Genomic DNA, 22147 nt, shown 5'->3' on the forward strand with positions numbered 1-22147 from the left:
GCAGGATGGACGACGTGCGCCTCGTCGTGGCTGTGCTCCTTTTCGTGGTGATTGTCACCGCCTGCTCCCCCGAGGCTCCGCCGCCCGCCGGGCCGCTCACGCCCCGTGCCGAAGCGACGACCGGTGCCGAAGCGACGACCGGTGCCGAAGCGACGACCGGCTCCGAGGCGACGACCGCCGCCCCGGAGACCTCCCGGACCACCCCGGCCGAGCGGGGCGAGCTGCGGTTCAGGAAGATCGGCGAGTTCGAGCAGCCGGTGGCGTTCGCCGTACGCGAGGGCGATGACCGTATGTACGTCGCCGAGCAGACAGGCCGGCTGCGGACCTCCGGCGGCAAGACGGTGATCGACCTGTCGGGCGAGGTGAGCGGCGGCAACGAGCAGGGCCTGCTGGGCGTGGCGTTCCACCCGTCCGGCCGGTGGGTCTACCTCGACTGGACCGACGCCCAGGGCCGCACTCACGTCACCGAGTGGGCCTACGACGGCTCGAAGGCGACGGGCCGGCGCGACGTGCTCACCCAGGACCAGCCCTTCCCCAACCACAACGGCGGCCAGCTCGCCTTCGGCCCCGACGGCTACCTCTACATCGCGCTCGGCGACGGCGGCGGCGCGGGCGACCCCGAGGGCAACGGCCAGGACCTCGGCACGCTGCTCGGCAAGATCCTGCGCATCGACCCGCGGGTTGATTCACGGGGCGGACGGCCCTACAAGGTGCCCGAGGACAACCCGTTCGTCGGCAAGGAGGGCGCGAAGACCGAGATCTGGGCGTACGGGTTGCGCAACCCGTGGAGGTTCACCTTCGACCGCGAAACCGGCGACCTGTGGATCGGCGACGTCGGGCAGAACGCGTGGGAGGAGGTCGACTACCAGCCGGCGGGCTCCGAAGGTGGCGAGAACTACGGCTGGAGCCTGCGCGAAGGCGACAAGTCCTTCCGCGGCGAGAAGGGGCGCGAGCTGGTCGACCCGGTGATCGTCTACCCGCTCAACCAGGGCGGCAACTGCTCGGTGATCGCCGGGCACGTCTACCGGGGTGAGAAGATCCAGTGGCTGCAGGGCCAGTTCCTGTACGGCGACTTCTGCGCCGGATGGATCAAAGCCGCCCCCGTCGACGAGCTGGAGAAGGCGGCCGAGATCGGAGAGGTGGAGCAGCTGTCATCGTTCGGCCAAGGGCACGACGGCGAGCTCTACGCGCTCAGCCTGGCGGGCCCGCTGTATCGGATCGAGCCTGCCTGACGCGCTCGATCAAGCTTTCCACCTGGTCGTTCAGCATCGCCCCGCGGGCCCAGCCCGCGTAGTGCGCGAGAAAGACCACCACTTCTCGCAATTCGGTCTCACTGAGCTCGCCGGCCCGCAGGGCGAGGTCGAGCTGGATTTCCGTCAACTGGTCGAGGCCCTGGCCCACGAGCAGCCCGAGCAGGAGCAGGCGGCGCTCCCTGACCGACAGGACCGTCCTCGACCAGAGGTCGGCGAACTGGCGCTCGGCCGACATGCCGAAGGAGTCCACGGTCTCCATAGCGGGTTCTGTCATCGCATGCTCCGATGTCGATACGGATCCTCATATCTTTAGCTACTTCCTGAGTTGAACCAATGGGGGTTGCATGAACGTTGTACGGGCGAGCGACGCGCGGAGAGACGACCCCCGGACGTGCGGCTTTTTGATCTGTAACAAGTAAAGCCAACCCTTGGCCAAGATTTGGTCAAGATTTCTCACCCTGCAAGGGGCTCATTCCGCCTGAAAGCGGGCACAACAACTCCGTTGGTCCGTAAATGCGGAGGTAAGCCCTGGTGAAAAAGACACGGGCTTCGATCGCGCTCCTAGTCGCGATCTTCATGCTGTCGGCGTGCGGACAGCCGGAATTCACCTACGTCCGGGACCGGACGGGCACTACGTACTTCAAGGTGCCGGCCTCGTTCACACAGCTCAACGCGAGCGACATCGAGATGTATCTGTCCGGCGACCACCCCAACTCGCAGGCGGCGCAGCTGCGGGCGCAGCAGGTCTGGTCGACGGCCTTCGACCAGTCCACGGAACCGTCGGTCAACCATCTCCTGGGCTCGGCGGATCCTTTCGTCTACGCCACCGTGCACCAGCTGACCGAGGAACAGCGGGACACGATCTCGCTCAACAGGCTGCGCGACTTCGTCCTGCCGGTCACCGAGCAGATGCGCGAGGCCTACACGCAACAGTCGGTGGCGACCGGCCAGCCGCCGACCTTCCACCACTTCGAGCTCCTCAGCGACGAGGTCCTGGCCTTGGACGCCGGCGCCCGGGGCGTCCGGGTCCGCTTCAACTACCAGATCGGCAACGACGTCCAGACGTTCGACCACACCGCCATTCTCGACGAGAAGGGTGCCACGGTCTCCGTCATGCTCATCGGCTGCCAGTCGCTCTGCTTCAGGAAGCGCGCCGGCGAGTTCGACAAGATCGCCAGTTCTTTCAAGCTGCTCCGGCTGCCTGGATGAGGGAGCACCATTGACCACGACCATTCACCATGAAGGGCTGCGTGCCCCTGGCAGCGGGCCCTCCGACCCCGAATCCGTGACCAGGAAGAAGATGCAGTTCTGGGATCGGAGCAAATTCCTCATCGCTCTGCTGGCGGCCTACCTCATCCTCACCTGGAAGGTGATGGCCGACTACGAGGGCATCGTCACCTTCCCCGAGGCCGCACGGGCCATCGCGCAGGAGTACCAGTGGATCTTCTGGTTGCTCGGCGTGGAGGTCGTCCGCCAGCTGCACTTCCTCATCAGTGAGCATTGGTCGGCCTACCACCGCTTCTGGAAACAGAAGGTCTTCGGCGGCTTCGAACACTGGACGCACCGGCGTTTCGACGACTGGACGAGGTACCGGCTCTCGCGGGCACTCAAGATCGCTTTCTTCGTCGTGCTGATCGCCCTGGTGCTGGGGGCGGTGCTGGACGTCAGCCCGTTCCAGGCGTTGTTCCAGGTGCCCGCGCTGATCTGGCAGGCGCTGCCGTTCTTCCTCCAGATCATCTTCCTGTTCTTCTTCATCATCATCCAGTTCGTCGGCCTGTTCTGGTTCCTGTCCAGGGGCGGCGTCGAGACGTATTTCCCCGACGACATCAAGACCCGCTTCCGCGACGTGTGGGGGCAGGACCACGTGGTCGAGCGGGTCAGGGAGAACATCGTCTTCCTGGAGAAGCCCGACGAGATCGAGAAGCGCGGCGGGTACGTCCCCAGCGGCCTGCTGCTGTGGGGTCCGCCGGGCACCGGCAAGACCCTCATGGCCGAGGCCGTGGCCGGTGAGACCGGCAAGCCGTACGTGTTCGTGGATCCGGGCGCGTTCACGAACATGTTCATGGGCATCGGCATCCTGAAGGTGAAGGGGCTGTTCAGGAAGCTGCGCAAGCTGGCGCTCCGGTACGGCGGCGTGATCGTCTTCTTCGACGAGGCCGACTCCCTGGGCAAGCGGGGGAGGCTGGCCCAGCAGGGCCCGAACGTGCCGGGCGGTGGCTTCTCCGGGATGTCCGATGTCCACGGCTGCCACGGGTTCAGCTACCTGTCCGAGGAGACCCGCCAGGTGCTGGCCTTCCGCGCCCGGCGCGAGGAGCCGGAGCAGACGCGCAACCGCTTCTTCATGGGCGGCGGCATGAACAGCAGCGGCGACCCCGGCACCCTGCAGGCGCTGCTCACCGAGCTGTCCGGGCTCAAGAAGCCGCGCGGGTTCTTCAACCGTCTGGTCAGGCGGTTGCTCGGGATGCGGCCCAAGCCGCCGCCCAAATACCGCATCCTCGTCATGATGGCCACCAACCGGCCGGACGCGCTGGACGAGGCGCTGCTGCGGCCGGGCCGCATCGACCGCATCTACAAGGTCGGCTACCCGTCCAAGGCCGGGCGGGTGCGCACCTACCAGGGCTACTTCGACAAGGTCGACCACGCGCTCACCGCGGAGCAGGTCGACAAGCTGGCCACGATCACCCCCTACGCGACCGGCGCCACGATCAAGGACCTCGTCAACGAGTCGCTGATCACCGCCATCAGGGACGGGCGCGAGATCATCACCTGGTCGGACGTGCTGCGCGCCAAGCGGCTCAAGCAGCTCGGCCCGCCCGAGGACGTCGAGTACATCGAGCGCGAGCGGCATGCCGTGGCCGTGCACGAGGCCTGCCACGCCGTCGTGGCGTACGTGACCCGCTTCCACCTCGAGATCGACATCGCCACCATCGAGAAGGGCGCCGACTATCTGGGCATGGTCGCCTCGATCAAGCCAGAGGACCAGTTCACCCGGTGGAAGTCGGAGCACGAGGCCGACATCATGGTCTCGCTGGCGTCGCTGGCCGGGGAGCGAATGTTCTTCGGCGAGGACAACTCCTCGGGCGTGTCCGGCGACCTGTTCTCCGCGACGTACCTCACCGCGATGATGGAGTCGTACTGGGGCATGGGCTCCGGCGTCACCTCGCTGCCCGCGCTCCAGGAGCTGGAGATCATGGGCGGCAAGGCCGTGCGCAAGCCACTCCCCGGCGGCGGCTCGATCGGCATCACCGAAAGGGAGCCCAGCAAAAAGGAGCCGGACCTCACCCCCGACGTGCTGGGGGAGCGGATCGAGTTCAACCTGGTGCGGCTGCTGGAGAAGACCGGGGAACTGCTACTGGAGCACCGCAGGGACGTGCTCTGCGTGGCGCATGCGCTGGAGACGCACAAGACGCTCAACGGCGACGACGTGGTGGCGATCATCCGGCGGGAGCCGGGGCCGCTCATCGACGGCACGATCTACGCCTCCGACGAGCTCTACCAGGAGCTGGAGGAGTACCACCGGGACGCGGCCAGGGCACACAAGGAGCACAGCCGCGTCGAGCGTGACCTGCCGGGCGTCGTGGAGCAGGAGGCCGAGCCGGTGCTCGCCTCCTACAGCGTTCCCGGCGTCAACGCCGTCCAGCTCGGCCCTCCGTCCTCGCCGCCGGTCACCACCATCCAGCCACCGGTGATCGCGCCGCCGCCCGCGGCGGTCACCCCGGCCTCGGCCGCCGATCAGGCCGATCGGCCGGAATTCGTGCCGTGGGCGCCCGAGCCGCCGCGGGCGCCCGTGCCGCCGCCGATGCCCGTCGTGGTCGAGCCGGCCGCGCCGCCGCCACCGAAGCGGCGCAGCCCGGGCCGGGTCTGGCTGGTCATCGCCAGCCTGCTCGGGCTCGTGGTGCTGTCCATCATCGCCGCGCTGGCGGTGACGGGCGGCAACGGCGCCAACGCGGCGGGCTCGTCCATGGTGGCCTCGCCGGGCCTGCTGTTCCTGCTGTTCGTCGTGATCGTCGCGGTGATCGTGGGCGCCGGCCTCGCGCTGGTGGCGATCAAGGGGGTACGCGCGGCGCAGGCCAAGGCCGAACGCGAGCGCGACGAGGCGCACGCCCGGGCCCAGCTCCTGGCGGCGGCCATGGACCCGGACACCGCCATGCGGCTGCTCGGCTACGACGGCAACGGGCGCGACGGCCGTACCTGAGCGTGGCGCACGACCGGCGTGTGGTCAGCGCCGGCCGTGCTCCTCGTGGACCCTGCGCAGCAGGGTCATCAGCTTCTCCTCTTCGCGGATGCGCCTGCGGTATTTCTCGGGCAGCTTCTTCAGTGCCTCCTCCTCGGCGCACAACTTCCCGAACAGCTCCTCGCGCAGCTCCGGGTCGTGCTCGACCTCCAGGTACGCCTGGGCGTGCCGCCGCGCCGCCGAGACGGCGTTCTGCGCGCGGCCCTTGGCGCTGGTCAGCGAGGCGATCACGGTGACGAAGAGAACGCCGACGATCACGGACAAGGACAGGCCGGTGCTGATCTCGGTGACCGGCACCGGCTCGCCGTCGTTGATGAACGGCACGTTGTTCTCGTGCAGCGCGTGCAGGACGAGCTTGACCCCGATGAAGCCCAGGATGGCTGCGAGGCCGAAGGCGAGGTAGATCAGCCGGTCGAGCAGGTCGTCGAGGAGGAAGTACAGCTGCCGCAGCCCCAGCAGGGAGAACGCGGTGGCGGTGAAGACGATGTAGATGTTCTGGGTGAGGCCGAAGATGGCCGGGATGGAGTCGAGGGCGAACATGATGTCCGTCCCGCCGATGGCGATCATGACGAGCGACATCGGCGTCACGACCCGCTTGCCGTCCTGGACGGTGAACAGGCGGTCGCCGTCGTAGGCCTCGGTGGCCGGGAGGAGGCGGCGGGCCAGGCGCACCATGACGTTGTCCGTGTCGTGGCTCTCCTCGCTCTCCGGTTTGAGCAGGTGCCCCGCCGTGACCAGCAGGATCAGGCCGAACAGGTAGAACGCCCAGGCGAAGGAGTTGATCAGCGCCGCGCCGAGCAGGATGAACCCGGTCCTGGCCAGCAGTGAGAACACGATGCCGAACAGCAGCGCCTTCTGCTGGTTGGCGCGCGGCACCTTGAAGCTCGACATGATGACGAGGAACACGAAGAGGTTGTCGACCGAGAGCGCCTTCTCCGTGATGTAGCCGGCGAAATACTCCGTCCCTGGACCGGGGCCGCCGAAGATCCACACGCCGACGCCGAACACCAGGGCGATGCCGATGTACAGCGCCGACCAGATCGCGGCCTCGCGCAGCGAGGGGACGTGCGCCCGGCGTACATGGAAGACGAAGTCGAACAGCAGCAGCCCGATGATCCCCGCGATCGTCAGCCACCACACCAGCTGCGAGACTCCCATCACACGCCCGTCCCGGGCCGGCTGTCCTTGTCATACAGAGCGTGCATGAGTCATCCCCCTGAGTAGATGGTCGCATGGCGGGGCCGACCCGGTACGCATGACCCGCGTCTTACGGGTCATGCATCGGCTCGTCTGGCTCGCCCTGGCGTGCGCCCTGCTCACCTGCTGCTCGGCCGATCGGGTCTGCAGGGCCGCCGGCACCCTGGCCGGTGCGGGTGCGGCCGGCACTGCAGGACGCCGAGGGGGAGCAGGTCCTGGAACGTATGCTTGAGGTCACCCCGCGCCTGCACTACCCCAACGGGCCCGACTGCGGCGCGGGCGGGCCGAACCCGTGCTGACCATGGAAGGCGACGGCATCGTGACGGCTTCATGACGGGCACAGGCGTTTGGCTTGGTAAAACCTTCGCTGATTAACACGGCGTTCACATGCGGGCAAAAACCGGGAAACGGCTGTCCATAAGACTCGGCGTGGCTGAAGGAACCCTGAAAGGACCGCCGTGAGCTACAAGGCTGAGTACATCTGGATCGACGGCACCGAGCCCACGGCTCTGCTGCGCTCGAAGACCAAGATCCTTGCCGACGGGGCTGAGCCTCCGGTGTGGGGCTTCGACGGCTCCAGCACCAACCAGGCCGAGGGGCACTCGTCGGACCGCGTGCTCCGCCCGGTGTTCGTCTGTCCCGACCCGATCCGCGGCGGGGACAACGTCCTCGTCCTGTCCGAGGTCGAGGAGATCAACGGCGACCCGCACGTCAGCAACACCCGCGCCCTGCTGCGCCCGATCGCCGAGCAGTTCGCCGACCAGGAATCCTGGTTCGGCATCGAGCAGGAGTACACCTTCTTCAAGGGCAGCCGCCCGCTCGGCTTCCCCGAGGGTGGCTTCCCCGCCCCGCAGGGCCCGTACTACTGCGGTGTCGGCGCCGACGCCATCTTCGGCCGCGACATCGTCGAGCTCCACCTCGACCGCTGCCTCGCCGCCGGCCTGAAGATCTCCGGCATCAATGCCGAGGTCATGCCCGGCCAGTGGGAATTCCAGGTCGGCCCGGCCGGCCCCGTCGAGGTCGCCGACCACATGTGGGTGGCCCGCTGGCTGCTCTACCGCACCGCCGAGGAGTTCGGCGTGGAGGCCACGCTCGACCCCAAGCCCGCCCGCGGCGACTGGAACGGCGCCGGCGCGCACACCAACTTCTCCACGAAGGCCATGCGCGAGGGCTACGAAGCCATCATCACCGCCTGTGAGTCGCTCGGCGAGGGTGACAAGCCGTTGGAGCACATCTCCCAGTACGGCGCCGGCGTCGAGGCCCGCCTGACCGGCGCTCACGAGACCGCCCCGTGGAACAAGTACAGCTACGGCGTCTCCGACCGCGGCGCCTCCGTGCGTATCCCCTGGCAGGTCGAGGTGGACAAGAAGGGCTACATCGAGGACCGCCGCCCGAACGCCAACATGGACCCGTACGTCGTCACCCGCCTGCTGGTGAACACCTGCTGCTCCGCCCTGGAGAAGGCCGGCCAGGTCTGACCGCTGCTGTGACCAAGGGGGCCCCACGGGGCCCCCTTTCGTCATGAGAGGCGGAAGCCGAGGTCCGGAACGATCTCCGCGACGTCCATCTGCGCCTTCTGCAGGCGGCCGGAGTGGTCCCAGTTCATGGCCTGCCAGCGGGTGAACTGGTCGAGCACCCACACGCCCGACTGGCGGCTGCCGTTGCCGGACTTGCCGTTGCCGCCGAACGGCAGGTGCGCCTCCGCGCCCGAGGTGGAGTTGTTGACGCTGACCATGCCGGCCGAGATGCCCTCGCGGAAGTGGAAGGCGTTCTTCGGGTTCGTGGTGTAGATCGAGCTCGACAGGCCGTAGCCGGGCAGGTTGGCCAGGTCGACGGCCTCGTCCAGGGTCCCGAACGTGGTCACGCCCACGATCGGGCCGAACGTCTCCTCCATGAAGAGGCGGTCGCCGGGCTTGACGCCGTCCACGACGACCGGGTGGTAGTAGAGGCCGCCCTCACCGTCGAAGTCGCCTCGCGGGTTGTCCCTAGTGATTTTTCCGGTATTTCCGGACACGACCTTGTGGTGGGGCTGGATCCAGGCCAAGTACTCCTCGTACCGGTCGGCGAACTTCTGGTCCAGCAGCGGGCCGGCCAGCACGTCCTGCGTGGGGTCGCCCACCCTGGCCGCACCCACCGCCCGCGCGAACCGCTCGACGAACTCGTCGTGCACGCTCTCGTGCACGATGACCGTGCCGAGGCTGGTGCAGCGCTGGCCGGCGGTGCCGAAGCCGGAGAACAACGCGCCCTCGACGGCCAGGTCCAGGTCGGCGTCCGGCATGATCACCATCGGGTTCTTGCCGCCCAGCTCCAGGCAGGCCGACTGGAGGTGCCGCCCGGTCAGCTCGCCGATCTTCTTGCCCACCTCGCTGGAGCCGGTGAAGCCGACCTTGTTCACGCTGCCCTCCTCCAGGGCCAGTTCCAGGCCGCGGAAGGTCTCGGCGCCGTCGGCGAAGACGACGTTCAGCACGCCGTCGGGCAGCCCGGCCGCCACGAAGAGCTGGAACATGGCGTGCGCGGAGGCGGCGGCGTATTCGGCGGGCTTCCAGACGACGGCGTTGCCGCACAGCAGGGCCGGCACCAGGTACCACGACGGCACGGCGACGGGGAAGTTGCCCGCGGTGACGACCGCCGCCACGCCGACCGGGTTGCGGAAGGTGAAGAGGTTCTTGTCCGGCATCTCCGACGGCACCGTCTGCCCATAGAGCCTGCGGCCCTCGCCGAGGAAGAAGTCGCAGGTGTCCACGATCTCCCGGACCTCGCCCAGCGCCTCGGCGTACGGCTTGCCGATCTCCTCGGTCACCAGCCTGGCCAGCCGCTCGGTGTTGGCCTCGACCAGCCGCCCGATGGAGGCGATGACCCGGCCGCGCACGGGGGCGGGCACCCTGGCCCACTCGCGCTGGGCCTCCTTGGCGGTGCGGCAGGCGGCGGCGAAGGCGACGGCGTCGGCCATGCCGACCCGTGCCACGACCTCGCGCGGCCGGGCGGGGTTGGTCGATTCGTACGTGGTCGTGGCGGCGGCGTCCTTGCCGCCCACGATGGAAACGATTTGTCGGCTCACCGGGGCCCTCCTCATAGGTTCTCCGGGACAGACAATCATCCCGCCGCAAGAAACCCAACTTTCAGCCGCTCTCCATGGCCAGCCTACGCAGCTCCGGGCCGTAGGCCGGATCGGCGAGGGCCGCGGCGAACTGCGCCTTGAGGTAGTTGAGCGGCGAGCCCGTGTCCCACCAGGTGCCGTCGATGACCTGCCCGAACACCGGGTTGCCGGCGGCGTGGCGGTGCAGGGCGTCGGTGAGGTAGACCTCGCCTTCGGGTTTCTCGTGCCACCTGCGTGTCGCGGCCTCCAGCTCTTCGACGACGCCGGGCGTGACGACGTAGCCGCCGATGGCGGCGTACCGGGACGGGGCCTGCTCTGGGGACGGCTTCTCCACCAGGCCCGAGATCCGCAACCGGCCGCCGCCCAGGTCCTCCTCGACGACGGGCACGCCGTAGCGGGAGGCGTCCTCGACCGCCATCGGCATCAGGGCCAGGACCGGGGCCTTCGTGGCCTCGTACGCGCTCTTGAGCTGCTTGGCCCGCGGCACCTCGGCCACGAACACGTCGTCGGCCCAGAGCACCATGAACGGCTCGTCGCCGATGACGCGAGCGGCGTTGAGCACGGGCGTGCCGTTGCCGTAGGGGCCGTTCTGGTACAGGTACGTGATGTGGGCCAGCGACGACAGCTCCGCCACCGCATCGGCCAGGTCGTCCTTGCCGGCGGCGCGCAGCTGCAGCTCCAGGTCGGCGTCCGGCGCGAAGTGCCGCTGCACGAGGTCCTTGCGGGCCGAGGTGACGATGGTGATCTCGTCAATGCCGGAGTCCACGAGTTCGCGGATGGTGTGCTCGATGACGGGTTTGTCGCCGATGGGCAGCATCTCCTTCGGCAGGGCCTTCGTCAGGGGCAGCAGCCGGGTGCCCAGGCCGGCCACCGGGATCACGGCCTTGCGGACCATGCGACACTCCTTGATCGACGTGATGGGAGAGTGCCGACGTTACCTCAGGCGGTTTCGGCGATCACCGCATGGATCGTGTGCCGCGCGTTGGACGCCATCGCCTGGTTCGTGTGCTGGTAGTAGTCGAGCTGGCCGACCGCCATGGACAGCGCCCAGCCACGGCCCCGCGCCCAGGTGTCGTCGTCCACGTCGAGACCGGCGCGGAAGACGTCTCTGGCGTCCGGTGTGAGCAGGTTCCACGCGAGGATCAGGTCACAGGCCGGGTCGCCTACGCCGGCCGTGGCGAAGTCGATCACGCCGGTGAGCCGGCCGTTCTCGACCAGCAGGTTGCCTGGCATCAGGTCGGAGTGCGTCCACACGGGCGGGCCCGCCCACTCCGGCGTGCGTACTGCCGCGTCCCAGATGGCCGTCGCCGCAGTCGTGTCGATCAGCCCGTCCAGCTCGCCGATCGCGTGCCGGGTCGCCTTGTCCAGCTTGCTGAGCGGCCCTGCCCGGTACGCTGTCGGACCGTCCGGCAGATCCACCTGCCGGAACGCGGCCACGAACGCCGCCAGATCGTTGGCGAGGGGCTCGTCCGCGCTCTCGGGGTTGGCGCCGGGCAGCCATCGGCACACCGACCACGGCCACGGGAAGCCCGCACCGGGTACGCCCGCGCCGAGCACCTCAGGAATGGCGACCGGCAGCAGCGGGGCCAGCCGCGGCAGCCAGCGCTGCTCCTTCTCCACGTCGCCCACGCCCCACTCGACGAGGGGGAGCCGTACGGACAGGTCGTCGCCGAGCCGGTAGACGGCGTTGACCGTGCCCGGCGAGGGGAAGCGCTCGATCGGCAGGTCCGCCCAATGCGGGAACTGCGCGCCCACCAACCGGCGGACGAGGGTCTCGTCGGTCTCCACCTCGTCGTCGTGCATCTTGCCCATGGACCGCCATACCAGCGTTCCTGCAGGTCGCCCGTCAACTCGTTATTCGTTGAGCAGGATGAGCTCGGCGACCCGGCGCCGGGGGCGGGAACGTGCTCACCAAGAGCGGCTCGGGGCGGGAGAGTCCGCAGAGCTCGCGATGTCCCGCTGGGTGATGACCGCCAGCCGTTCGGCCAGGTCGGCCAGGGCGCGTGAGGCCGCCAGCTCGTCCCCGATCTCGGGCACCGATGGGTCGGACGGGTTGCGCCTGGCACGCCCGTTGCCCGTGATGACGGTGTCGTCGTCGGTGGTGAGCGCCGCCCGCGCCGCTGTGTCGTCGCCGTCCTCGGTCAGCAGGATGCGCACGTTCCATTCTTTTGCTTCCATGGCCACACGCGCTTCCCTACGGCCCCCCGGTCATGCGGTGAAATCGGCAAAATCGAAGCCCGGGGACACGATGCAGCTCACCAGGACGGGCTCGTCGCCTGCCGGGCGGGCCGACTGCCATATCCCGCCGGGGACGACCGCCTGCGGCACCTGTCCGTCCTCCACGTGCGGGCCCAGCATGATCGTGGCGTCGCCGATCGTCAGGCTGAGTGGGCCGCCGCGGTGCCACAACCACACCTCGTCCGACCTGACCATGTGCGGCACCGACTCCTCGCCCGGGTTCAGCAGGAAGTAGATGCCGGTGGCGCTGGCCCGCGGCCCGTCGTACCCGTCCGGCTGGAACGTCACCGCCGAGCGCCACGTCTCCCTGAACCAGCCGCCTTCCGGGTGGGGGAGCAGATCGAGGGCGGCGGCGACGGGCGGGCGTTCGACAAACGCGACCGGGGCACCCGTGACGTCGCGGCGCAGGAAGCGGGTGCCGTCGAGGACGAGTTGCCCCTCCAGAGGGCTGGCCAGGGCCGCGGCCTCGTCGGGCACCTGGATCGACGGGCCGTCGGGATAGATCTTCAACTCCACTCGGCCGATTCTAGGGATAGAGATCGGGAACGATGGCAACCCGTCCGGTGATCTCCACGACTCGCGGCGAAATGTCGGTCGGGCTGGCTAGTCTGCAGCAGGTGATCGAACGGTGGAGCCGGGATCAGGTGCTCGCCCTCGCCCCTGACGCCTCCTCCCAGAAGGCTGCCCAGGGGATCGCGGCGCCAGGGAAGTGGTCGTCGCGCGGCACGACGGGCACGGTCGTGTACGGCGAGTGCAAGGGCAGCGGGGCCAAGCCCTACCTGGCGTGCGTCGACCTGACCGAGCCCGCGTACCGGTGCAGCTGCCCGAGCCGGAAGTTCCCCTGCAAGCATGCGCTCGGGCTGCTGCTCATGTGGTCCGCCGACGGGGTACCGGACACGCAGGTGGCGCCGCAGTGGGTGACGGAGTGGCAGGAGGCGCGGGCGGACCGCGCGGCCAAGGCGGCGGCCCGCCTCGATGCCGCCCGTGCCAAGCCCGCCGGCTCCACTCCGGCCGATGGGCAGGCTGCCGCAGGGCCGGGCGCCTCGGGCGCGGAGTCGCCGCGCCACGCGCGGGTCGCGTCCGGGCTGGCCGAAGTGGAGCGATGGCTGGCCGACCAGGTGCGGCAGGGCTTGGCGGGGGCTGCCGAGCACGACTGGGACGGCCTGGCCAAGCGCCTCATCGACGCCCAGGCGCCCGGGGTCGCGGGCATCGTCTCCCGCCTTGCCCGGGTGCGGGCGGAGGACGATTGGCCGGGGCGGCTCCTAGAGGAATACGCCCTGATCAATCTGCTCGCCGTCGCCTACCGGCGGCGAGCCGAGCTGCCCGGCCCGCTGGCCCAGACCGTCCTCATCCGCACCGGCTTTCCGATCACGAGGGAAGAGGTGCTGGCCGGGCCCGCGGTACGCGACCAGTGGGACGTGCTGGGCGGGCGCGACGAGATGCAGGACCGGCTGACGGCCCGCCGCGTCTGGCTCCGCGGCCGCCGCACCGGCCGGCCGGCGCTGATCCTGTCCTTCGCCCCGCAGGGCCAGCCCTTGGACGCTTCCCTGGTCACCGGCACCACCATCGACGCCGACGTGACCTTCTACCCGGGCGCGGCCCCCTTGCGCGGCCTGGTCGCCACCCGCCACGGCACCCTCGCAGCTCATGGCGCCGCTTCTGAGGCCGCCGTTCCTCCTGGCATGTCGCCGGAGAAGGCGCTCGATGAGGTCGCAGGGGCGCTGGCCGAGGATCCGTGGACCGAGTCCTGGCCGCTCGTGCTCGCACGGGTGGTGCCCGAGCGGACCTCGCTCGGGGGCCTTCCGCTGCACCCCAGGTCCCGTGACCCATGGCGGTTGATCGCCGTCTCGGGTGGACACCCGCTCACGGTCGTCGCCGAGTGGACTCCACAAGGCCTGCGCCCCCTGACCACCTGGGACGACGAAGGAACGGCGGTGATCCTTTGATGAGCACGTGGGAGAAGCTGGCGTCGGCGGCGCTCGTGGGCACTGACCGCAGGCCGTACCACGGCGTGCTGCTGGAGGACGCGGCCGTCGCGGTGGCCAGGCGGCGGGCCGGGCGAGGGCTCCGGCGCCTGAGCGAGGTGGCGCCGCCCGCGCCCGAGGAGGAGCGCCCCGCCGTCGCCAGGCGGGCGGCCGAGCGCCTGGTCAGGATCATGGGTGGCGAGCACGAGAGGCTGCTGCCCGAATGGCTGGCCGCGGCGGCCGGGACCGGTCGGCGGGTGCCTCCTTACGTGCTGCCCGAGCTGCTCGAACGCGGCCGCCGCGACCGCTCGATCCGGATCCACCTCGGCGTGCTGGCCGGGCAACGCGGCAGGTGGCTGGCCGGGCAGAACCCCGGGTGGGCGTACCTGCTGGAGGAGCCGACCGGGGAGACGTGGGAGCTGGGCGGCGCGGCCGATCGGCGGGCACACCTGCGCGAGCTCAGAGCGGCGGACCCCGCCCAGGCCAGGCGGCTGCTGGAGAGCACGTGGGAGCGTGAGACGCCCGACGACCGCGCCGAGTTCGTGGACCTGCTGGCCGACGGGCTGAGCATGGCCGACGAGCCGTTCCTGGAGTCGGCGCTGGACGACCGCCGCAGAGAGGTGCGCCAGGCCGCCGCCAACCTGCTCGCCCGCCTCCCCGGCTCGCGCCTGTCCCAGCGGATGGCCGAGCGGGTGCGGGCATGCGTCACCATCGCCGGCAACGTCATCGCCATCGAGACCCCCCGCGAGTGCGACAAGGCCATGGAACGCGACGGCGTCCGGCCCAAACCGCCCAGAGGCCTCGGCGAGCGGGCCTGGTGGCTCCAGCAGGTCATCGCCCGCGCGCCGCTCACGGTGTGGGGCCACCCGCCCGCCCGGTTGCTCCGGATGAGGATCCCGGACTGGGACGCCGACGTGAAGGCCGCCTGGGTACGCGCCGCCGTGCTGCAGAAGGACCCGGAGTGGGCGCGCGCGATGTTCGGGTGGGACCCGATCGCGGACCTCCTGGAGTCCCTCCCGCCGGAGGAGCAGCAGGAGCTCGCCGCCGATTTCGTCCGCACGCACGACCTGGACAGCCAGCTCATCATGGTCCTCGGCGGCGTGTCGTCCCACTGGCGCGAAGGGCTGGCCACCGCCGTTCTCCGCAAGATCGTGAAGGTGGCCACCACGCAGCCGTGGAACCTCGGCGAGCTGGTCAAGCTGGCCGGCGAGCACATCGACCCGGCCCTGTTCCCGCTGGCCGAGAGCTACTCGCCGGTCGAGTCCATCCAGCAGGTCGCCGCGCTGCTGCGGTTCCGTACCGACATGTACAGGGAATTGAAGGAGACCGCATGACCGTTCTGCGCCCGCACGCGGAGGACCAGTACGCCGAGGAGCTGGCCCTCCTGGCCAAGGACGACGACCGGCTCAGACCGCCGGGATGGAAGCTGTCGCCGTGGGCCGTCACCACCTACATCCTGGGCGACGGCGACCGCGTCAGCCCCAAATACGTCGGCGCGCGCCGCATCGTCGAGGTGGCCGTCGCCACGCTGGCCACCGATCGCGCGCTGCTGCTGCTCGGCGTGCCCGGCACGGCCAAGACGTGGCTGTCCGAGCACCTGGCCGCCGCCATCAGCGGCGACTCGACGCTGCTCGTGCAGGGGACCGCCGGCACCGCGGAAGAGGCCATCAGGTACGGCTGGAACTACGCCAGACTGCTGGCCGAGGGCCCCTCGTTCGAGGCGCTGACCCCGTCGCCGGTGATGCGGGCGATGGCCGAGGGCCGCATCGCCAGGGTCGAGGAGCTGACCCGCATGCCGTCGGACGTCCAGGACGCGCTGATCACCGTCCTGTCGGAGAAGACGCTGCCGATTCCCGAGCTCAACCGGGAGGTGCAGGCCGAGCGCGGCTTCAACGTCATCGCCACCGCCAACGACCGCGACCGGGGCGTCAACGAGCTGTCCAGCGCGCTGCGCCGCCGCTTCAACACCGTGGTGCTGCCCGTCCCCGCCACCGCCGAGGAGGAGGTGGACATCGTGGCCCGCCGCGTCACCCAGCTCGGCCGGGCGCTGGAGCTGCCCGAGACCACGACCGGCCTGGAGGAGATCCGGCGGGTCGTGACGGTGTTCCGCGAGCTGCGTACGGGCGTCACCGAGGACGGCAGGACCAAGGTGAAGTCGCCCAGCGGGACCCTGTCCACGGCCGAGGCGATCTCGGTCCTCACCAACGGCATCGCACTGGCCGCCCACTTCGGCGACGGCGTCCTGCGCCCGTCCGACGTGGCCGCCGGCATCGTGGGCGCGGTGGTGCAGGAGCCGGTGTCGGATCGGGTGGTGTGGCGCGAATACCTGGAGACCGTGGTCAGGGAGCGTTCCGACTGGCGCGACTTCTACCGCGCGTGCCGCGAGGTCTCATGAGTGTTCATGTTCTGGGCGTGCGGCACCACGGGCCGGGCTCGGCACGGGCCGTCCGGGTGGAGCTGGAGCGCCTGCGCCCCGACGTGATCCTCATCGAGGGCCCGCCCGAGGCCGACCCGCTCATCCCGCTCGCCCAGGAGCTGGAGCCGCCTGTCGCGCTGCTCGCGCACGTGCCGGGCGCACCCGCCAATGCCGCTTTCTGGCCGTTCGCCGGGTTCTCGCCGGAATGGCAGGCCATCCTGTACGGCACCTCTGCCGGCGTCCCCGTACGCTTCTGCGACCTGCCTGCGGCCCACTCGCTGGCCGATGACCGGGATCGGGAAATATCCGCTTTGCGCGCCGACCCGATCGGCTCGCTCGCCACGGCCGCCGGATACGACGATCCCGAACGCTGGTGGGAGGACGTCGTCGAGCACCGCGGCGACACACCCTTCGAGGTGATCGCCGAGGCCATGGCCGCCGTACGCGAGGGCTACGAGCCGGACGAAGGGGAGGCCAGGCGCGAGGCGCACATGCGCAAGACCCTCCGCGCGGCGCTCAAGCAGGGCTACGGCAAGATCGCGGTGGTCTGCGGGGCCTGGCACGTTCCGGCGCTGGCCGGGCCGCTGCCGCCCGCGACGGCGGACAACGCGCTCCTGCGTGGGCTGCCGAAGGTGAAGGCCGAGCTGACCTGGGTGCCGTGGACGTACGGGCGGCTGGCCTCGTGGAGCGGCTACGGCGCGGGCATCACCTCGCCGGGCTGGTACCACCACCTGTTCACCGCGCCCGACCGGCCCGTGGAGCGATGGCTGGCCGCGGCCGCCGCGGTGCTCCGCGACGAAGGGCTGGCGGTGTCGTCCGCGCACGTCATCGAGTCCGTACGCCTCGCCGCCGGCCTCGCCGCGCTGCGCGGCCGCCCGCTGGCGGGGTTGAGCGAGGTCACCGAGGCGGCCAGGGCCGTGCTGTGCGAAGGCGACGACCTGGCCGTGGAGCTGATCCAGCGGCGCATGGTCGTGGGCGACCGGCTGGGACACGTCTCCGACGGCACGCCGATGGTGCCGCTCCAGCGTGACCTGCGCGAGCAGCAGCGGCGATTGAAACTCAAGCCGGAGGCGCTCGACCGCGAGATCGACCTCGACCTGCGCAAGCCCCTCGACCTCGATCGCAGCCACCTGCTGCACCGGTTGCGGCTGCTCGGCGTCGGCTGGGGCACACCGGGACAGGCGCGCGGCAAGGGGACGTTCAGGGAGACGTGGACACTGCAGTGGCGGCCGGAGCACGACCTCGCCCTCATCGAGCACGCCGCCCTCGGCACCACCGTGGGGGCCGCCGCCGCGCAGCGGGCCAGGGACCTGGCGGGCGCGCCGGTGGCGGCGCTGGCGGATCTGACGTCGCTGGTCGAGCAGTGCCTGCTGGCCGAGCTGTCAGCGGCGCTGCCCGAGGTGCTGGCGGCGCTGTCGGCCAAGGCGGCGCTGGACACCGACGTCACGCACCTGATGGCGGCCCTGCCCGCGATGGTGCGTGCCCACCGGTACGGCGACGTGCGCGGCACCTCGGCCGAGGGACTGGCGGTGATCGTGCGCTCGATGCTGGACCGGATCTGCGTCGGGCTGCCGGTGGCGGTGGCCGGGCTGGACGACGACGCGGCGGCCGACCTGCTCAAGCACGTGGACGCGGTACACGCCGCCGTCGCCCTCCTCCCCGACCCGCCTCCACCCGCCGAGACGGCCCCGCCTGCCGTTGAAGGCGTGTCATCCGAGGGCGGTGAAACCGGGGCGGCGCCGCGGAGCCGGTGGCTGGTCACGCTGCGCGGGATCAGCGACCGGCAGGACCTGCACGGGCTCATCGAAGGCCGGCTGACCAGGATCCTGCTGGACTCGGGCGAGCTCCAGGACGCCGGTGACCGCATGTCCAGGGCCATGTCCCGGGGCCAGACGCCGGCCAGGGCGGCGGCCTGGGTCGAGGGATTCCTGGCAGGGGGCGGGCTGCTGCTGGTGCACGACCAGCGGCTGCTGGCCCTGGTCGACGGCTGGCTCACCGGGCTGTCCGATGACCAGTTCACCGACGTGCTGCCGCTGTTGCGCCGTACGTTCGGGAGCTTCGCCGTACCGGAGCGCCGGGCCATCGGCGAGCGCGTCCGCTCGGCCGGGCAGGTGGAAGCGGAAGGGGAGCAGGACGTGGACGAGCGGCGCGCCGCGGCGGCCGTCGCCACCGTGCTGACGATCATCGGGAGCACGTCCGGCAGGGAGGCGGGTGGATGAGCGCATCGCTGGAACAATCCGACGGGATGGGCGCGGCCGGTGAGCGGATGCGGCGGTGGCGGCTGGTGCTGGGCGGTGGCGACGCGGACGGCACCGGGGTCGGCCTGCAGGGCGCCGACCTGCAGATGGACTCGGCTCTGGCCGCGGTCTACGACGAGGGCGGCAGGGAGGGAGGGCTGGGCGCGTCGGCGCCGCGGGTGGCGCGCTGGCTGGGCGACATCAGGACGTACTTTCCCTCCACGGTCGTCCAGGTCATGCAGAAGGACGCGATCGAGAAGCTGAACCTCACCAGGCTCCTGCTGGAGCCGGAGATGCTCGAGGCGGTGGAACCGGACGTGCATCTGGTCGGCACTCTGCTCGCGCTCAACAAGGTCATGCCCGACCAGGCTCGGGAGTCGGCCAGGGCGGTGGTGCGCAGGGTGGTGGCGGAGCTCGAGCGCAGGCTCGCGCAGAAGACCAGGGCGGCCGTGACGGGCGCGCTCGACCGCGCGGCCAGGACGCACCGGCCCAAGCGGGTGGCCGACATCGACTGGGACCGGACGATCAGGGCGAACCTCAAGAACTACCTTCCGGAGCGCAACACCGTCGTCCCGTCGCGGCTCGTCGGCTATGCCCGCAGGCAGCGGTCGGTGCAGCGCGAGGTGGTCCTGTGCATCGACCAGAGCGGGTCGATGGCGGCCTCGGTGGTGTATTCGAGCGTGTTCGGGGCGGTGCTGGCGTCGATGCGCTCGCTCAAGACGTCGCTGGTGGTATTCGACACGGCGGTGGTGGATCTCACCGAGCGGCTGCACGATCCGGTCGAGCTGCTGTTCGGCACCCAGCTCGGCGGTGGCACCGACATCAACCGGGCCATCGCCTATTGCCAGGGGCTCGTCACGAGGCCGGCCAACTCGATCTTCATCCTGATCAGCGACCTGTACGAGGGCGGCGTCCGGCAGGAGATGCTACGCAGGGTGGCCGCGATGACGCAGGCCGGTGTGCAGGTGATCGTGCTGCTTGCGTTGTCCGACGAGGGCGCGCCGTTCTACGACCACGACAACGCCGCCGCGCTGGCGGCGATGGGGGTGCCCGCCTTCGCGTGCACGCCGGACGCGTTCCCCGACCTGATGGCGGCGGCCATCGAGCGGCGGGACATCGCGCAGTGGGCCGAGCGGCACATGAACGCGTGAGACCGCGGCCCCGCATCGGGGCCGCGGTCTCGTGACGCTCAGTGGGCGGCCTGTTCTGGCCGGGCCCGGCGGGGCAGCAGGAACGACAGGAGGAGCGTCAGCACCAGCAGCCCGACCTCGACCCACACCGTGACCTGCATCGCCGCTCCGAAGCTCCACTCGCTGGCGAGCAGGTTGAAGAACAACGTCCCCAGCACGGCGGTGCCGAGCGCGCCGCCCAGCTGCTGGATCGCGGTCAGCGTGCCGGAGGCCGAGCCGGACTCGTGCGGCTCGACGCCGGCGAGCACGATGTCGAAGAACGGCGCCATGGTCAGGCCCATCCCGATGCCGACGAGGCCGAGACCGGGGGCCAGCTGCCAGCCGGTGACGTCGACGCCGGCCAGGTGGATGGTCAGGGCGAGCACGGCCGCACCGGCCGCCATGACGACGGCGCCGATCTGCAGCAGGCCCCGGCCGAGCTTCTCCTGCAGGCCGGACATCGCCAGGCCGAAGCCGAGCACGCCGCCCACCGCCTGCGGCAGCCCGGCCAGCCCGGCCTGCAGCGGCGTGAACCCGAGTCCCATCTGCGTGTAGAGGCTGAAGACCAGGCCGAAGCCCATCATGCCGGAGAAGAACGCCAGTCCGGCGACCAGTCCGCCGGTGAAGGCCCGCTTGCGGAACAGCCCGGGCGTGACCAGCGGGTCCTTGCCCGCCGAGACGCGGCGGGACTCGTAGCGGCCGAACACCGCGAACATGACGATCGAGGCGGCGATCGACGCGAACGTCCACGCGGGCCAGCCCAGCTCGCGGCCCTGGATGAGCGGGTAGATCAGCAGGAACGCGGCCACCGACACCAGCGCCACGCCGCCGAGGTCGAGCTTGGTGGCGTTGGAGAGGCGGAACTCGGGCAGGAACCGGATCGCGGCCAGCGCGGCGGCCAGGCCGATCGGCAAGTTGATGAGGAAGATCATGCGCCAGCCGGTGCCGAAGAAGTCGGCGTCGACCAGCCAGCCGGCCAGCACGGGACCGCCGACGGCCGAGATCGTCATGACCGGGCCGAACATGCCGAACGCCTTGCCCAGCTCGCGCGGCGGGAACATCTCCTTGATCAGGCCCAGGCCCTGCGGGATCATCACAGCCCCGAACAGGCCCTGCAACACCCGGCTGCCGACCAGCATCGCCGGGCTGACCGCGACCCCGCACAGCAGCGAGGCGGCGGTGAAGCCGAACGCGCCGATCAGGAACATGCGCTTCCTGCCGTACAGGTCGCCGAGCCGGCCGCCGGTGATCAGGCCGACGGCCATGGCCAGCGTGTAGCCGGCGCCCAGCCACTGCACGAGGCTGTCGGAGCCGCCGAGCTCCTTCTGGATGGTAGGGGCGGCGATCGTGGTCACGAGCGCGTCGAGTAAGTCCATCACCTCGGCGGCCAGGATCACGAAGAGCGCGACCCAGCGCCAGCGGTAGGGCTGGACCTCGGTCGCCGCCACAGAGGCGGTGGTCGTCATGGGGACTCCTTCGTCAAAACGGTGTTCTATGGGCGAACGCTGTTCGTTACGAACACTGTTTTAGTGACGAACGCCGTTCGTGTCAAGTACGCTGTTCGTATGGATCGCGAGAGGACAGAAAGCGTGCCGGCGCCGCCCTGGCGCAAGTCACGCACGCCGGCGCCGCCCAAGCGGCAGCTGAGCCAGGAGCTGATCGTCGAGACCGGGCTCCGGATCATGGACGCCGAAGGGCTCGACGCGCTCAGCATGAGACGCGTCGCCCAGGAGCTCGACACCGGCCCCGCCTCGCTCTACGCGCACGTCGCCAACAAGGACGAGCTGCTGGAGCTCGTCTACGACCGGGTGCTCGGCGAGGTCCGGCTGCCCGAACGCGATCCGGCGCGGTGGAAGGAGCAACTACGCGCGTACGCCATGGAGGTGCACAACGTGCTCGCCGCCCACGCCGACGTGGCAAGGATCGCGCTGGCCAACATCCCCACGGGCGAGAACTCGGTCCGCATCGGCGAGTTCGTTTTCGGGCTCCTGATCGAGGCCGGCATGGCGCCGCGCCAGGCGTCCCTGGCGATGGACCGGCTCTCCCTGTACGTCGTCGGCGACGCCTACGAGGGCACCGTTCACTACGCGCGGATGCGGGCGGCCGGGCTGACGGACCCCAGGGAGTACTTCGAGCACTTCGCCGGGCAGATCGCCGCCTACTACCGGGAGCTGCCGGTGGAGCGGTTCCCGACCGTGAGCAAGTTCGTCGACGAGCTGATCGCCGACGACGGCGAGGACCGCTTCCGTTACGGGCTGGAGCTGCTGCTGGACGGCATCGAGGCGCGCATGCCGTAGATCGCGGCCCGCATGCCGTAGGGCTAATGGCCCAGGACTGTCTAG

Annotated in this window: 18 protein-coding genes; 10 read left to right on the top strand and 8 right to left on the bottom strand. The window is 70.2% G+C overall.

Features of this window, described 5'->3' with window-relative positions; genetic code table 11:
* Positions 1 to 14: 14 nt before the first annotated feature.
* Entirely contained in the window at positions 15 to 1232 is a 1218-nt protein-coding gene (locus ACTWPT_RS11725; protein ID WP_443177316.1) for a PQQ-dependent sugar dehydrogenase, read from the top strand.
* Here ACTWPT_RS11725 and ACTWPT_RS11730 read toward each other — a convergent pair.
* The gene (locus tag ACTWPT_RS11730; protein ID WP_443177317.1) at positions 1192 to 1527 is read right to left on the bottom strand and encodes a carboxymuconolactone decarboxylase family protein; all 336 of its coding nucleotides are present in this window, start codon (positions 1525 to 1527) and stop codon (positions 1192 to 1194) included. The genes ACTWPT_RS11725 and ACTWPT_RS11730 overlap by 41 nt on opposite strands.
* Positions 1528 to 1784: 257 nt before the next feature.
* Between ACTWPT_RS11730 and ACTWPT_RS11735 the strand changes: the two genes are divergently transcribed.
* On the top strand, positions 1785 to 2462 hold the full coding sequence (locus tag ACTWPT_RS11735) for a hypothetical protein (protein ID WP_443177318.1): 678 nt from the start codon (positions 1785 to 1787) through the stop codon (positions 2460 to 2462).
* A 10-nt stretch (positions 2463 to 2472) separates the two neighbouring features.
* A complete protein-coding gene (locus ACTWPT_RS11740) occupies positions 2473 to 5448 on the top strand; it encodes an AAA family ATPase (protein WP_443177319.1) in 2976 nt (991 codons plus the stop codon).
* Between the two features lie 24 nt (positions 5449 to 5472).
* On the opposite strand, the gene ACTWPT_RS11745 is transcribed toward ACTWPT_RS11740, so the two are convergent.
* On the bottom strand, positions 5473 to 6645 hold the full coding sequence (locus ACTWPT_RS11745; protein ID WP_443177320.1) for a TerC/Alx family metal homeostasis membrane protein: 1173 nt from the start codon (positions 6643 to 6645) through the stop codon (positions 5473 to 5475).
* A 497-nt stretch (positions 6646 to 7142) separates the two neighbouring features.
* Between ACTWPT_RS11745 and glnII the strand changes: the two genes are divergently transcribed.
* Positions 7143 to 8162, top strand: a complete 1020-nt coding sequence (glnII, locus tag ACTWPT_RS11750) for a glutamine synthetase (RefSeq protein WP_443177321.1) — start codon at positions 7143 to 7145, stop codon at positions 8160 to 8162.
* 41 nt (positions 8163 to 8203) lie between these two features.
* Here the strand turns inward: glnII and ACTWPT_RS11755 are convergent, their stop codons facing one another.
* The 5 genes from ACTWPT_RS11755 to ACTWPT_RS11775 form a co-directional block, all read right to left on the bottom strand.
* Positions 8204 to 9742: an aldehyde dehydrogenase family protein gene (locus ACTWPT_RS11755; RefSeq protein WP_443177322.1), complete on the bottom strand. Its 1539-nt coding sequence runs from the start codon at positions 9740 to 9742 to the stop codon at positions 8204 to 8206.
* A gap of 61 nt (positions 9743 to 9803) precedes the next feature.
* Positions 9804 to 10676 carry a UTP--glucose-1-phosphate uridylyltransferase gene (locus tag ACTWPT_RS11760; protein ID WP_443177323.1) on the bottom strand — a complete coding sequence of 291 codons (873 nt, stop codon included), beginning with the start codon at positions 10674 to 10676 and terminating at the stop codon, positions 9804 to 9806.
* A gap of 44 nt (positions 10677 to 10720) precedes the next feature.
* On the bottom strand, positions 10721 to 11593 hold the full coding sequence (locus ACTWPT_RS11765; RefSeq protein WP_443177324.1) for an aminoglycoside phosphotransferase family protein: 873 nt from the start codon (positions 11591 to 11593) through the stop codon (positions 10721 to 10723).
* A gap of 96 nt (positions 11594 to 11689) precedes the next feature.
* On the bottom strand, positions 11690 to 11959 hold the full coding sequence (locus ACTWPT_RS11770; protein ID WP_443177325.1) for a DUF1876 domain-containing protein: 270 nt from the start codon (positions 11957 to 11959) through the stop codon (positions 11690 to 11692).
* A gap of 30 nt (positions 11960 to 11989) precedes the next feature.
* Positions 11990 to 12535, bottom strand: a complete 546-nt coding sequence (locus ACTWPT_RS11775) for a cupin domain-containing protein (RefSeq protein ID WP_443177326.1) — start codon at positions 12533 to 12535, stop codon at positions 11990 to 11992.
* Positions 12536 to 12567: 32 nt separating this feature from the next.
* Between ACTWPT_RS11775 and ACTWPT_RS11780 the strand changes: the two genes are divergently transcribed.
* Genes ACTWPT_RS11780 through ACTWPT_RS11800 form a run of 5 tightly spaced genes read left to right on the top strand, consistent with a single transcriptional unit; the run spans position 12568 to position 19787 of the window.
* Positions 12568 to 13965 carry an SWIM zinc finger family protein gene (locus ACTWPT_RS11780; RefSeq protein ID WP_443177327.1) on the top strand — a complete coding sequence of 466 codons (1398 nt, stop codon included), beginning with the start codon at positions 12568 to 12570 and terminating at the stop codon, positions 13963 to 13965.
* Entirely contained in the window at positions 13965 to 15317 is a 1353-nt protein-coding gene (locus ACTWPT_RS11785) for a DUF5691 domain-containing protein (protein ID WP_443177328.1), read from the top strand. Before ACTWPT_RS11780 ends, ACTWPT_RS11785 begins: the two co-directional genes overlap by 1 nt.
* Positions 15314 to 16378, top strand: a complete 1065-nt coding sequence (locus tag ACTWPT_RS11790; protein WP_443177329.1) for an ATP-binding protein — start codon at positions 15314 to 15316, stop codon at positions 16376 to 16378. The genes ACTWPT_RS11785 and ACTWPT_RS11790 overlap by 4 nt, the downstream gene beginning before the upstream one ends.
* Entirely contained in the window at positions 16375 to 18618 is a 2244-nt protein-coding gene (locus ACTWPT_RS11795) for a DUF5682 family protein (RefSeq protein WP_443177330.1), read from the top strand. The genes ACTWPT_RS11790 and ACTWPT_RS11795 overlap by 4 nt, the downstream gene beginning before the upstream one ends.
* Positions 18619 to 18644: 26 nt before the next feature.
* Positions 18645 to 19787 (top strand): VWA domain-containing protein, encoded by a 1143-nt coding sequence (locus ACTWPT_RS11800; RefSeq protein WP_443177355.1) that lies wholly within the window; start codon positions 18645 to 18647, stop codon positions 19785 to 19787.
* A gap of 38 nt (positions 19788 to 19825) precedes the next feature.
* Here ACTWPT_RS11800 and ACTWPT_RS11805 read toward each other — a convergent pair whose 3' ends face one another.
* The gene (locus ACTWPT_RS11805; RefSeq protein WP_443177331.1) at positions 19826 to 21271 is read right to left on the bottom strand and encodes an MFS transporter; all 1446 of its coding nucleotides are present in this window, start codon (positions 21269 to 21271) and stop codon (positions 19826 to 19828) included.
* A gap of 99 nt (positions 21272 to 21370) precedes the next feature.
* Here ACTWPT_RS11805 and ACTWPT_RS11810 point away from each other — a divergent pair, with 99 nt between their 5' ends.
* Positions 21371 to 22102 (top strand): TetR/AcrR family transcriptional regulator, encoded by a 732-nt coding sequence (locus tag ACTWPT_RS11810; RefSeq protein WP_443177332.1) that lies wholly within the window; start codon positions 21371 to 21373, stop codon positions 22100 to 22102.
* Positions 22103 to 22147: the final 45 nt, after the last annotated feature.

This window comes from Nonomuraea sp. 3N208, from assembly GCF_052245935.1.
GTDB lineage: Bacteria > Actinomycetota > Actinomycetes > Streptosporangiales > Streptosporangiaceae > Nonomuraea.

Bases quoted from the DNA above. Each gene is read 5' to 3' on its own strand.
- ACTWPT_RS11730 (WP_443177317.1), bottom strand. From the start codon at position 1,527: ATGACAGAACCCGCTATGGAGACCGTGGACTCCTTCGGCATGTCGGCC.
- ACTWPT_RS11745 (WP_443177320.1), bottom strand. From the start codon at position 6,645: ATGGGAGTCTCGCAGCTGGTGTGGTGGCTGACGATCGCGGGGATCATC.
- ACTWPT_RS11760 (WP_443177323.1), bottom strand. From the start codon at position 10,676: ATGGTCCGCAAGGCCGTGATCCCGGTGGCCGGCCTGGGCACCCGGCTG.
- ACTWPT_RS11765 (WP_443177324.1), bottom strand. From the start codon at position 11,593: ATGGGCAAGATGCACGACGACGAGGTGGAGACCGACGAGACCCTCGTC.
- ACTWPT_RS11770 (WP_443177325.1), bottom strand. From the start codon at position 11,959: ATGGAAGCAAAAGAATGGAACGTGCGCATCCTGCTGACCGAGGACGGC.
- ACTWPT_RS11780 (WP_443177327.1), top strand. From the start codon at position 12,568: ATGGCAACCCGTCCGGTGATCTCCACGACTCGCGGCGAAATGTCGGTC.
- ACTWPT_RS11785 (WP_443177328.1), top strand. From the start codon at position 13,965: ATGAGCACGTGGGAGAAGCTGGCGTCGGCGGCGCTCGTGGGCACTGAC.
- ACTWPT_RS11790 (WP_443177329.1), top strand. From the start codon at position 15,314: ATGACCGTTCTGCGCCCGCACGCGGAGGACCAGTACGCCGAGGAGCTG.
- ACTWPT_RS11795 (WP_443177330.1), top strand. From the start codon at position 16,375: ATGAGTGTTCATGTTCTGGGCGTGCGGCACCACGGGCCGGGCTCGGCA.
- ACTWPT_RS11800 (WP_443177355.1), top strand. From the start codon at position 18,645: ATGGGCGCGGCCGGTGAGCGGATGCGGCGGTGGCGGCTGGTGCTGGGC.
- ACTWPT_RS11805 (WP_443177331.1), bottom strand. From the start codon at position 21,271: ATGACGACCACCGCCTCTGTGGCGGCGACCGAGGTCCAGCCCTACCGC.
- ACTWPT_RS11810 (WP_443177332.1), top strand. From the start codon at position 21,371: ATGGATCGCGAGAGGACAGAAAGCGTGCCGGCGCCGCCCTGGCGCAAG.